Source organism: Neobacillus jeddahensis (genome assembly GCF_000612625.1).
Classification (GTDB): Bacteria; Bacillota; Bacilli; order Bacillales; family Cytobacillaceae; genus Neobacillus; species Neobacillus jeddahensis.
In genome coordinates this window covers 74,554-87,318 of record NZ_CCAS010000007.1, presented here as the reverse complement: position 1 = coordinate 87,318, position 12,765 = coordinate 74,554, and the positions used below count along the sequence as shown (strand labels likewise).

10 protein-coding genes are annotated in these 12,765 nt (G+C 39.5%); 1 reads left to right on the top strand and 9 read right to left on the bottom strand.

The genetic code is table 11. The annotated features are described in order from the left end of the window. Positions 1 to 8: 8 nt before the first annotated feature. The 9 genes from TY15_RS05205 to TY15_RS05165 all read right to left on the bottom strand — a co-directional run bounded on the left by TY15_RS05205 (position 9) and on the right by TY15_RS05165 (position 11,540). Positions 9 to 1,625 (bottom strand): PucR family transcriptional regulator, encoded by a 1,617-nt coding sequence (locus TY15_RS05205; protein ID WP_040208897.1) that lies wholly within the window; start codon positions 1,623 to 1,625, stop codon positions 9 to 11. 63 nt (positions 1,626 to 1,688) lie between these two features. Further along, entirely contained in the window at positions 1,689 to 1,907 is a 219-nt protein-coding gene (locus tag TY15_RS05200) for a hypothetical protein (protein ID WP_040208896.1), read from the bottom strand. Positions 1,908 to 1,929: 22 nt separating this feature from the next. Then, on the bottom strand, positions 1,930 to 3,402 hold the full coding sequence (locus TY15_RS05195; protein WP_042374142.1) for an NCS1 family transporter: 1,473 nt from the start codon (positions 3,400 to 3,402) through the stop codon (positions 1,930 to 1,932). A 177-nt stretch (positions 3,403 to 3,579) separates the two neighbouring features. Beyond that, on the bottom strand, positions 3,580 to 5,001 hold the full coding sequence (hydA, locus tag TY15_RS05190; RefSeq protein WP_040208894.1) for a dihydropyrimidinase: 1,422 nt from the start codon (positions 4,999 to 5,001) through the stop codon (positions 3,580 to 3,582). A gap of 20 nt (positions 5,002 to 5,021) precedes the next feature. Further along, positions 5,022 to 6,308 carry an NAD-dependent dihydropyrimidine dehydrogenase subunit PreA gene (gene preA, locus TY15_RS05185; RefSeq protein ID WP_040208893.1) on the bottom strand — a complete coding sequence of 429 codons (1,287 nt, stop codon included), beginning with the start codon at positions 6,306 to 6,308 and terminating at the stop codon, positions 5,022 to 5,024. Between the two features lie 40 nt (positions 6,309 to 6,348). Further along, on the bottom strand, positions 6,349 to 7,686 hold the full coding sequence (locus TY15_RS05180) for an NAD(P)-dependent oxidoreductase (RefSeq protein ID WP_042374153.1): 1,338 nt from the start codon (positions 7,684 to 7,686) through the stop codon (positions 6,349 to 6,351). Positions 7,687 to 8,335: 649 nt separating this feature from the next. Continuing rightward, positions 8,336 to 9,151 (bottom strand): uroporphyrinogen-III synthase, encoded by an 816-nt coding sequence (locus tag TY15_RS05175; protein WP_040208891.1) that lies wholly within the window; start codon positions 9,149 to 9,151, stop codon positions 8,336 to 8,338. Positions 9,152 to 9,312: 161 nt separating this feature from the next. After that, a complete protein-coding gene (locus TY15_RS05170; RefSeq protein WP_040208890.1) occupies positions 9,313 to 9,915 on the bottom strand; it encodes a hypothetical protein in 603 nt (200 codons plus the stop codon). Positions 9,916 to 10,067: 152 nt separating this feature from the next. Then, entirely contained in the window at positions 10,068 to 11,540 is a 1,473-nt protein-coding gene (locus TY15_RS05165) for a DHA2 family efflux MFS transporter permease subunit (RefSeq protein WP_392391368.1), read from the bottom strand. Positions 11,541 to 11,766: 226 nt separating this feature from the next. Here TY15_RS05165 and TY15_RS05160 point away from each other — a divergent pair, with 226 nt between their 5' ends. After that, positions 11,767 to 12,690: a TetR/AcrR family transcriptional regulator gene (locus TY15_RS05160; protein WP_306454202.1), complete on the top strand. Its 924-nt coding sequence runs from the start codon at positions 11,767 to 11,769 to the stop codon at positions 12,688 to 12,690. The last annotated feature ends 75 nt before the right edge of the window (positions 12,691 to 12,765 follow it).

The following is a 12,765-nucleotide window of genomic DNA, read 5'->3' as shown; positions in this document are numbered from 1 at the left end:
ACCACTTTTTAGAGAACTTGGTTAGTCGCCTTTGGCAATGATGCTGACAAATAATCATGAACCAGAAGCATAAATTCTATTGCTATCCTTTTCTCATGCTCCATGAAATCGTCACCCAATAAGTTTTCGAGCTTTTGCAAACGATGGTATAGCGTCTGACGGACAATAAACAATTTGTTAGAAGTTTCCTGCTTTGAGCCGTTGCATTCCAAATAGACTTTTAAGGTTTCGAGTAGCTTTCCATTGTATTTTTGGTCATATTGAATAACGGGTTGTAAGTATTCCGAGGAAAGCGCCTGCAGATCGGTATGTTTACTCATTTGCGAAATCAACCGATAAAGATGCAAATCTTCATAAAAATAATAAACCTGTTTATTGGTCATTTTTTGTTGAATACGGAGAGTCTCTTTTGCTGTCTGATAGCTCTTATGTACATCACTGGCAGAATGAATAAACTTCCCAGCTGCAATGATTAACTTTGCCGAACTTTGTTTTCGAATAAATTCCGAGTCTTGAATTGATCCAATCGATTTCTTTATCCGATCCTTTAGATTCTTTTTTGTTCGATTGTTTAACAGGATAAAGGTAATCTCGTTTCTTTTCTCAACAAAAAATACAACAAAGCCATTCTGTTCAAAAACAGAACGAAAGACTAGTTTTAAATAGGTTCCATCCTGACTTAACTTTTCTTGAAGGGGGATATTTTTTGCAATTAACACGACGGCCTCGTTCGTTGTCGCTTTTATGCCATTTTCGATTAAATATTCTTGAATTTCTTCTGGTGAATGCTCCCCGTCGAGCCAACCATGCAGCCATTCAAACTCTTCAACCCGCTTTTTTTCCTCGACAAACAATTCTCTTAATAAATGTTGTGCGAGCGCCGTGGCAGTGCGATCTAAAATCAACAGATCATATTCACTGATTGGTATTTCCTTTGAGTGGATGGCCAGCTCGGCGTATTCCTGTCCAAATAAAAAGATCGGTGAAATTGCCAGGTGATCATAGGATTGCGTTTTGGCTCCTTCCATCTGTTGAAGGATTATGTCCTGATCACCGCCACTAATCTCTGGCACAAACACATAGTCCTGATTTTTAAGTCGAAAAATAATTTGAACATCCAAAGCGGAGAAAATAAATTGCAATATATCCTCATATGCTTCAATCGTAAGTAACCGTTTATTTAACCGCTGGGAATAATTCTCTAAGTCTGATATCTTTTGATATTGTTGGTTAATAATGACTGAATGAATATCTTGGGTGATTTCAACAAACGGTACCTCTTTTTGAAAAATAATAATGGGAAAATCATATTCATTGGCGAGAGTAATCACCTCAGCAGGTACCTCTGACATGTATGTTCCCATTTCAAGGCATAACCCTGCCGCATCATTTTCAATAAATTCTCTCACCATTGAGACAAATAATTTCGTGTTGTCTCTCCAGGCAACTCCCGTAGATAGAATCAATTCATTTCCATTTAATAGATTACGAATGGACGTGACCTCAACGACATGGACCCACTTAACCACCCGCTGAATGCCCTCGTTTCCGGCGATCACCAACGCCTGCTCAAAGTGTTTTCGTATAAAAATATCTGCAACAGTTAAGTGAAAATATTCCTTCATAAGTAATTTTCTCCTAAGATTTAGTTAGAAAAGGATTGGCATACAAACCAATCCTCTCCCGTTTTAGTTTTTCAATTGATTTTGTTTCACTAAAAGACTAGAAAAATACTTTCGTCCATTTGCTGTTCCAATCAGGAGCGTTTCTGTTACATTTCCATTCGGATGTAAAAAATCAACTGTTGCGCCATTTAAATGTTCTTTTACTCCGCTAATCTGACAACCCTTTTGGATTAGAAAATCAATTTTATCCCTCTCTGAGAGAAATTGTTGATAGTCTGACATGATATCCCCCTCTAGTTCTTAATTAATATAAATCTACGTTATTTGGTATTTCTTCTAATACCGGTTCATATGCTTTTTCTTCGATTACCCAATCACGTCCAACCGAAATGCCTAAAAATTTTTCATCACTAGGATCGTTGATTTCCGCTTGTTGATATTTGTTGAACCACCAGTATTTTGCGAGCAGATAATAAATGCCTGCACCCAAAATAAAACCGACTAAAAAGCCAAAGTCCGGAACAAAGTAGGATGCGGCTGCCCCAATGATCCAGGCTATAAACCCGGCTACGTTTACTCCACCTAAGTATCTGAACTGACCATTCTGTTCATATAACTCAGGAACATTTACACGTCTTTTTCTAATCAAATAATAATCGGCGAACAAGATCCCCACTATCGCTGCTAAAATACCGCCGACAAATAAAAGAACTTGAATGATGATATCAAACAATTGCCATGGTTGCACAACGATTCCAACAATCCCAGCAGTGATGACCCCAGCCCAAAATGGAAACTTAGGTCCACCAACGTTTGAGAAAATGGTAGCAGCTGGAACGACATTTGCTGCCGTATTCGTTGACCACTGCGCTAACACAAGCATTAATAATAAAACGGCAAGAATGATTCCGCTTGCTGATTTTTGGAGAGCAACTACTGGATCCGAGTTTAATACGGCGATATAGGAAACCGCTCCGATAATGATCATAAAGGTTTGGACAATTGGCATGGCTACCATATTTCCGATTAATGATGCTTTGTTTCGTTTAAACCAATTCTTCTCATTCATAGGGGCTTTAATAAATCGTGAAATGGAGGGAATGTCTGCACTTAATGTAGCCCAAAAACCCATATTGCTAAAAATAACTACTAAAAAGGCAGAAAAGGCCGCTCCACCAGTGACAGGAGACTCCACCCAGCTCCATACGTCTCGCCCAGCTTCTGCAGCCTGGTCTGATAAGGAGGAGTACATCCAAATGGAGATTAATAGAATAATTGGGGCTGCTAAATCTGCAAAGCGTTCAATTGACTTTATCCCTAAAGCTGTATTAACCAATTGAACGGCTGCAAAAATGAGGAAACAAACAAACCAATTATCAAAGCCAAATAAAATATTTAAGATCCCATTCATTGCGGTTGATCCAAAATACGTATTTACCCCAAACCACATCGAGGCTGTAATCCCACGAGTGATGGAAGGGATATGGGTGCCAATCGTTCCAAACGGTGCTCTCATATAAACAGGAAACGATAAACCGTGCTCAATGCCAATATCCGCAATTAAAGAAATGAACAGCCCAATCGCAAGACTTCCAATAATAGTGGCTAGTATAACCAATGGCAGCGATAAACTCATTACACCTGCCCCACCAATTGCAAACGTCGCTAGAACGACAACCATTCCTACCCACATAAAAGAGAAACCTAATTTTGATATTTTCCTATCTTTATGTTGAATGGGAAATAAGTCAGGTGATTTTAAATGGTTTTTTTTCATATGAACACTCCTCGTTATCGGTTTGATTTTAAAGAAAACCCGCAGATTAGCGAGCCCAAAAATAGATTCCAAAATTCAGACAACCGGACAACATGTATTTATAAATGGGCAATTGCTCAGTAAACCTGAGCAATTGCAGGAGTGCTACAACCATTGTTGGAACAAGTGCTGGATCATTTAGTTAATTGTTAATGTTTGATCTTGCTTTAAGGGGGTATTGGAATTATACTTCGCTCGCTTCAAATATTGACCTGATCCTGGTTTACCTACAAATTGCTTATCCCGAACCACATATTCACCCCGTACTAACACTGAAACAGGCTCACCCGTCACTTTCATTCCTTCAAAGGCATTGTAATCCACGGCCATATGATGGGTTTCTGCTGAAATCACCCGCTCAACATTTGGGTCAAAGATAACCAGGTCGGCATCCGCACCGATGGAAATGGTTCCTTTTTGTGGGAATAAACCAAACAGTTTAGCTGCACGGGTAGAGGTAAGGTCGACAAACTGATTTAGGCTTATCCGTCCCTTTTTCACCCCCTCAGAAAATAAAATTGATAGACGATCCTCAATGATCGGTCCGCCATTAGGAATTTTCGTAAAATCATCTCGACCTAAATCTTTTTGACCAGTAAAATCAAAAGAACATTGATCCGATCCCAATGTTTGCAGTTGTCCGCTCTTCAAGGCATTCCACAATACTTCCTGATTCCACTTTTCTCGAAGTGGTGGTGACCACACATATTTAGCCCCTTCAAAATGAGGCTTTTCTAAATAGCTTTGATCCAACACTAAATATTGGGGACAGGTCTCACCCCAAACATCAAAGCCTTTACTGCGAGCTTCGGCAATCTTTTCAACGGCATCGGCACAAGAAACGTGAACAACATATAATTGTGAGTTTGCTAGTCCCGTAAGCTTCGCTGCCCTGCCAGTCGCTTCTCCCTCTAATTCTGCTGGTCTAGTTAATGCATGATAGATAGGCTCCGTTTTCCCTTCTTCAATTGCCTTATTGGTCAAATAATCGATGACATCACCATTTTCTGCGTGAACCATAACTAATGCCCCATGTTCCTTTGCAGAAATAAGCGTGCGGAATAAGGTTTCATCATCTGCTTGAAAGACATTTTTATAGGCCATAAAAACCTTGAAGGAGGTAATCCCTTCCTCATTTATGACCTGAGGAAGTTCATTAAGGACATCCTCATTAATTTCAGAAATCATCAAATGGAAGCTATAATCGATTACGGCTTTATCTTTTGATTTATCATGCCAGGTTTGAATAGCGTTTTTGAGGGGTTCTCCCTTATTCGTTAAACAAAAATCAATAACGGTCGTTGTGCCGCCAAATGCCGCACCAATCGTTCCTGATTCGAAATCATCTTTTGTAACCGTTCCACCAAATGGCATATCCAAATGGGTATGCGGGTCAATCCCTCCAGGAAATACTAATCTGTCCTTTGCATCAATGATCTCTGCGCCAACCGCAGATAAATTTGTACCAATTTGTGTGATTTTACCATCCTCAATTAGGATTTCAGCTTTGTAGGTGTCTGATGCAGTGACGATTGTTCCGTTTTTAATAATTTTTTTCATTTGTTTGTTCCTCCTTCAGATTACTTTGTCACATCTGCTTGGCATTCCACAGCTACACTTAGCGCAGCTTGGCGCTCATTCCATGTCATAGGCGCAAGCTCTCTTGGTACTTCAACCATATCAATCGCCCCATCTACTGGACAAACGATCGAGCATAAATTACATCCGACGCAGTCTTCGTCACGAACCTTTAAATAACTTTTTCCAGAGGAATCCGTCAACATATCAATACATTGATGAGATGTATCTTCACAGGCAATATGGCATTTATTGCAGTTGATACACACATCGTTATTGATTTGGGCAACGATATTATAGTTCAAATCCAAATTGCCCCAATCGGAGAATCGAGAAACAGATTTTCCAATGATTTCGGACACGGACGAAATACCTTTCTGATCTAAATAATTGCTAAGGCCATCAATCATATCTTCAACGATGCGGAAACCATGGTGCATCGCAGCTGTACAAACTTGAACTCCCGTTGCCCCCATCAGCATAAACTCAACTGCATCCTGCCAATTTGAAATTCCACCGATTCCGGAAATCGGTACGTTAATTCGTGGATGTCTGGCACACTCTGCCACCATATTTAAGGCAATTGGCTTAACAGCAGGTCCGCAATAGCCGCCATGCGCCCCTTTACCGGCGACATGGGGAATCGTATTCCATGAATCAAGGTCCACTCCCATTAAACTGTTAATCGTGTTAATCATACTAATCGCATCAGCACCGCCTTGGCAGGCCGCTTCTGCAGTCGCAGTGATGTCCGTTATATTGGGTGTTAATTTAACGATCACAGGGGTTTTGGCCACCTCTTTGGCCCAATAAGTTTGGCGTTCAACCAATGCGGGTACCTGCCCAGACGCCGAGCCCATTCCCCGTTCGGCCATTCCATGTGGACAGCCAAAGTTTAATTCGAGCCCATCAACGCCAACATCCTCTACTCGCTTAACAATTTCATGCCATTTTTCTTGCGTTGGCTCGACCATTAAGGAAGCAATGATAGCATGGTTCGGAAATTTCTTTTTCGTTTCATAGATTTCCTTTAAATTAACATCTAATGGTCTGTCAGTGATCAGCTCAATATTATTAAATCCAGCCACTCGTTTTCCGTTAAAACTACTAGCAGCAAATCTGGAAGAGACGTTCAAGATAGGATCACCCAATGTTTTCCAAACTGCTCCTCCCCAACCCGCTTCAAAGGCCCGCTGAACCTGATAGCCTGAATTGGTTGGTGGTGCGGACGCCAGCCAGAACGGATTTGGTGATTGAATTCCCGCAAGATTAATACGTAAATCAGCCATTCCTTTTCCCCCTTTGTCATTCGTTCCTGTCCTTCCAGAGTTAATTCACAACTCCAACTGGCGAATATTGTTTATGAATGGCATAGGCAACATCTTTTCCTTGTTGTGCCGCAGTGACAACCATAGCGTCACCTTTACCTTTACCAAATACCACATCACCACAAGCGAATATGGCCGGATTGGAGGTCCGGAATGTCCCTAGTTCAACCGTCACTACCCCACCATTATGTTGAAGACCAAATGCCTCGATGAGTTCCTTGTGCCTTGTTTGTCCGATCGCTTTCACTACGGCATCCACCGGAATCACATATTCTGATCCCTCTATTGGTACAGGTCTCCGACGGCCGTCTGGCTCAGCCTCACCCAGTTTCATTTTGATGCACTCAATGCCCATTACATGGCCAAGGCTATTTCCGATGATCCGTTTTGGGGCTGTTAACCACCGGAACTCTACGCCATCTTGTTTAGCAAATTCGTACTCAAAGTCATACGCTGTCATTTCTTCTTCAGTCCTACGGTAGAGGATTTTCACATTCTCAGCCCCAAGCCGAATTGAACAAGTCGCACCATCTATGGCGGTATTACCTGCCCCGATTACGACCACTCGTTTACCGACGAAATCCTGGGAAAGTTGGCCGCTTTTTGTTGCCTTCACAAATTCAATCGCATCATAAACACCCTTTAACTCTTCACCTTCAACCCCTAAATTCGGAACATGGGCCATACCGACCGCCAAGATAACATTATCGAAATCTTCAGTTATTTTATCCACTGAAATGTCCCTTCCTACGACGGTGTTAGTTCTTATAGTTACATTTAATTTCTTAACCTGTTCCACTTCCCAGAAAGAGATCTTTTGTGGTAATCGGAAGGACACGATCCCAAATGTATTTAATCCACCCGCTTTATCTGCTGCCTCAAAGATGGTCACCTCGTACCCTAATCTAGCTAGTTCACGTGCAGCGGATAAACCTGCAGGTCCTCCTCCGATAACAGCAACTGTTCTTCCGTTTGAAACACCTGGTTGAAAGAGGGTTTGTTCATTTTGTATCGCCCAATCTGTAGCATACCTTTGCAGGTTACCAATCATGATGGGATTTGTAGAGTGATTGAGGACACATGCCCCCTCACAAAGTTCTTCCGTTGGGCATACTCTTGAGCAACTGGCTCCAACCGGATTTGAGGACATGATCGTTTTAGCGGATCCAAGTAAATTTCCTGAGGCAATTTTTTTTATAAATGTTGGAATATCAATACCTGTCGGACAGGCTTTAATACACGGAGCATCATAACAATAGAGGCATCGATTTGATTCTTCCATTGCCTCTTGGTTGGTTAAGCCCTGCTCCACCTCTAAAAAGTTCATTTCGAGGTCCATCAGGGAAATGCGTGGTATTTTTTCACTTGCCAAAGAGAACCCTCCTTTTATATGAATAGTTCATTCCTGACTGACATTTTTTCAGCTTCAATTACACTAAAGACCATATTGTAAGCGCTTTAAAAAATACATTCCTAACAATGGACGTCGAAATCTATCTAGTCCTCCTTTATCTTGTTTTATTTTTAGGCGAAAAATTCTGCATCTTACAACTATTGTACAGTTAGGTGACGAGGATTACAGCTGACAACCTGTAAAATGATGCATGCCTTTGATTATCCATTATGTAACTATTGCTTGATACATCCCATTCTTTTTTCTTGAGTGAAAAACTTATAGATATGCAAGGCGGTAAGAAGTATAGCTTCCATAAACGATTGACCATCATATCCTTGTACATTTTTCTGAATACTATTTCAATTTAACACAAGCATACCAAAAAAAATGTAAAAATATAGCGAACTGTTAACTTTTCTCACATGGTTTTTTATTAGTGATGGGAGGTTAACAACCATTTCATTTCATTACCATTATTACTTTTGATTTACAGTTGCCGGACATATTTTATGGAAAGGTCTAAAAAACTTCTCGACAATTTTCACCAAACGTATCTCGTACCAACAAAAAAGCGTACCATTGACCGGTACACTTAAAAACCTCCATTTTGAAAATATTTTGCAAGGGTGATGATCATCGCACCCATTCTTTCATTCTCAGGGACAAGAATTCGATCAATACCCTCTTCTTTTAAAGCATCTGCAGTGACCTTTCCAACGGCGACGGCAACGGTCTGATTCTTGAAGGCTTCTACAATATCTGCGAACCTATTATTTTCTCGCGTATAATTGAACAATGATCGAACTTGAACGGCGGTGGTAAAACAAACGGCATCGCATTGACTTGCCAGCAGTTCAGCACATAATTGGTTCAGTGTCTCTTCATCTGGCGCAATATGCTGGTAGGGGAGAATCTTTTGGACAATTGCCCCACGCTCCTCGAGAAATTGAGTTAAGGCTGGCGCAGTTTCTCCATGAAGCTGAACCATTACCCTTTTCTCTAAGAAGTCAACCTCTTTAAGTTGACGGACTAACCCCTTGGTTGTTCCATCTTCATCTGTGGCAACAGGATAAATCGCTAATTTTTTTAGCGCTGCTAGTGTTTTATAACCCCTTGATGCCACCTTTGCATCTTGTATCTTTTTTAAAAATGCTTTATCTAGCCCAAGCTTTGTCGACATTTTGACAAGTGTTTCAATTCCAATCCCCGTCGTAAAAATGACCCAATCGGCACCTGTTTGGATAAATTCCAGTAAATCTGGTTCTACTTCCTGCTCTTCTAAAAATATGGTGCCCTGAAGGGATCTAACTAGCGGTATTCCTCCCTGCTTTTCTATTAATGTACTGATTTCGTCCAGTTTGCGTGAACCACCAATCACAATCCGTCTGCCAGCTAAACCTTTTTCCATTAACCTAACCTCCCCACTATTGGTTTACTGCAAAATCTCCCCTGGTTTCATTCCGAACCAATGATTTAAGAAAACGACCAAAGTTTTGCTAACAGCTGCAAATTCTAGGTCGTTTTCTTATGCCTCTATATTAATAAATACAAAACTTTTTGCCTGTCCAATCAGTTTTGATTCATTTCTACAGCTTCCACCAATTTAAAGAGGAAATGGTAAATCAGTTGAAAGGCTTTCCCAATTGTCATTTCTTCATCGAAACCTTCAACATAATTCAAGGCAAAATTCAAATTCCATAAACCATCATCATGACTAAAGATTAAATCAAATTTTGCCTCATCACCATGTAAATTTGCATCTAATTGTTCTTTTATTACTTTTTCATATTTCTTTTGCAGCTTCAGTCCTAACATGACATCATACGTTCCGAATACATCATCCGCCTCTAAGGATATGGCATCCACATGAACAAAATCAAACCATTTTGATTCTATGTAAATAAACTCATTCTTGTGTTCTTTTAAGTAGGTAAGTGGCTCTTGTAAAAATGAGGATGATTCGTTTTTCAACATATTTTCTGTTTCTTTATCACATCGTTCCATATATGCGTCTTCAAAGCGATTATTTGGGTCTCTCTCTATGAAAGAAAGAGCTTCATCAAGTTTATTTTTTTCAATATATTCTTTTTCTTCTGGAAAAATGGAAATCTTAGCATCGCCTTGATTTGTTTTTTGTTCTTTTATGTATTGGTTAATTCGTTCTTTTAACATATATTTTCCTCCTAGTAACACGTATCCCTATTATTTTCGGTTTTTTTTGATAAAAAAGCAAATCCTAGCGATTTTCCCAATTGTTTTCTCGTTCTTACAAAATTATGCAAATAAAATGGGCTGACTATGAAAGTCAGCCCTATCATCCATGATTAATTTTCTGCTAATTTCCCTGAAACTTTTTCACTAGTTGGCTTTGCCTCGCCTGGATCTTCTGCTTGCTTAGCTCGTTTGATGAAGAGTGCTAGAATTAATGCTAACAAAGCGATAAAGACACTGACAAAGAAAGCATCATTGATTCCTTCTAACATCGCCTTCATTGCAACCTGTTGTTTCATTTCGGCAAGTACCGCTGGTGTAGGCTGTGACGTTAAATGTTTCATGGCCGCTTCACCAATCTCAGTTGCATGTGTTTTCGCCCGAGTCGACATAACCGTTACTAATAATGCCGTACCGATCGCGCCTGAAACCTGTGACATGGTATTGTTCATGGCAGTACCATGCGGATAGAATCTTGCTGGTAATTGGTTTAACCCATTGGTCGTAACAGGCATATTAACCATCGACATACCAAACATTCGAAGTGTGTATAAAACAATTAAGTGTGTATATGAAATATCAAGCGTCAACTGACTAAAAAGATAACTTGTGACAACTGTTATCGTTAAGCCAACGATTGCAATGACACGACCACCAAACTTATCAAATAATTTTCCTGTGATCGGCATCATGATGGCCATCAAAATGGCCCCTGGTAACAACATGAGTCCTGCATCCATTGGGGAAATTCCGCGAATGGTTTGGACATAAATTGGTAATAATAGCATACCTGAAAACATTGCCATAGTGACAACCATAGAAATCGCTGATGATAATGCAAACATTGGATATTTATATATCCGGAAGTTAAGCAATGGTTTTTCAAGTCTTAATTGACGAATAATAAAGGTTACAAGGGAAATGACCCCAACGGTTAGAGTTCCATAAACTTGTGGACTATCCCAGCCCTCTTTGCCAGCCGAACTAAATCCATACAGGATGCCGCCAAACCCGATGCTTGACAATAATACTGATAGGAAATCTAGACGGATATCGACTTTATCCTTTTTATCTTTAAGTAAGAAAAAGCCAATTAATACGACGATAATTGCAATTGGCGTAACAAAGTGGAAAAGCATTCTCCAATCGTAGTGTTCAATAATCCAGCCTGATAGGGTCGGCCCTATAGCTGGAGCAAACATGAGTACTAAACCGAAAACGCCCATGGCTGCGCCCCGTTTTTCAACTGGAAAACTTGTTAACATAACATTCATTAATAATGGCATCATAATCGCGGAACCTGAGGCTTGAATCATTCGTCCAGCCAATAATAATGGGAAAACATGTGCAAAACCTGCTAGGATAGTCCCGATTGTAAATAACCCCATTGCGGCAAGGAATAACTGGCGAACAGAAAATTTTTGAATTAAAAATGCCGAAATTGGAATCAGGATACCGTTCACTAACATAAACCCTGTCGTCAACCACTGAACCGTAGATGCTTCAATCTCTAAGTCCTTCATAATCGTTGGTAATGCGATATTTAATAAAGTATTATTTAAGAATGCAATAAAAGCGCCAATCATCAATACGGCAATAATTCCGTACGGTGGACGATTAGTCTCTTTTTTGGAATGTTCCAATGTACTTCCCCCTTTTAAACTATTTGTTCAATTTTTTATACCCCTGTTTCACACTTACATAATAATATACTGCGAGTGTAGTTTTTGCAATCAAAAAAAACAGAAAAAAATATGGCTTTGTAATGGTCCTAGATTTACTGTAGTATGAATTTATACAGGCGGTACAAATTTGATTAAAGGTGATTATATGTACAATCGGAAACAAAATGTCATTAAGATGGCTCATCAATTATTTATTGAAAAAGGGTTCCAAGCCACGTCCATTCAGGAAATCTTAGATTATAGCGGCATCTCGAAAGGCACATTTTATAATTATTTTTCGTCTAAAAATGAACTCATCATCGGTATATATAAATCCATATACAAGCAAATGGAAAAGGAACGAAATGATCTATTGTTTGGCCAAAACCCTGCAAGTATTGAAATTTTTATTAAACAACTAGAATTACAAATGATAACCAATAGAAAAACCAAGCTTATTACAATTTATGAAGAAGTAATGGTCTCAAACGATCCTGACCTCAAACAATTCATTCAGCATATTCGATTAAATTCACTACAGTGGATTTACGGTAGGTTCATAGATATCTTTGGTGAGGATAAAAAACCCTATCTATTAGATTGTTCCATCATGTTTTTAGGAATCCTCCAACACAATATTCAATATAGTCGCTTGGCCAACGAAAATGTTGAACGAATTAGCCAAGTAGTTCGTTATAGTGTCGGTCGGTTGGTGAAGATGGTGGAGGAAGTTTCTACAACAGGTGAGCAATTGCTTGACCCTATGCTATTGGAAAAATGGTTGCCTTCTTGTTCAAAAAATAATAAAGGGTTTAAAAATCAACTACTTCATTTGTCTGGTGCATGTAGGAAAGCGATTACGAAGAATTTAGCTAGTGAAGAGGAACAAGAGAAATATACGGAACTAATCGAGTTCATTCAGGAAGAATTACTTCATTCTAGTTCACCACGCAAATTTATCATTGAGAGCACTCTTTCGACAATGAAGGTTCACTCTTTTTGGAAAAAGGAACTTCAGCAGCTTGAAGGTTTAATTGAAGAATATTTTAATGAATTAGAAAAGACAATATAATGATGCAACCCCTAATCCATTGTGATTAGGGGTTTGTTTTTCGTATTTTCTATGATTACTGTGTGGTTAACTTGG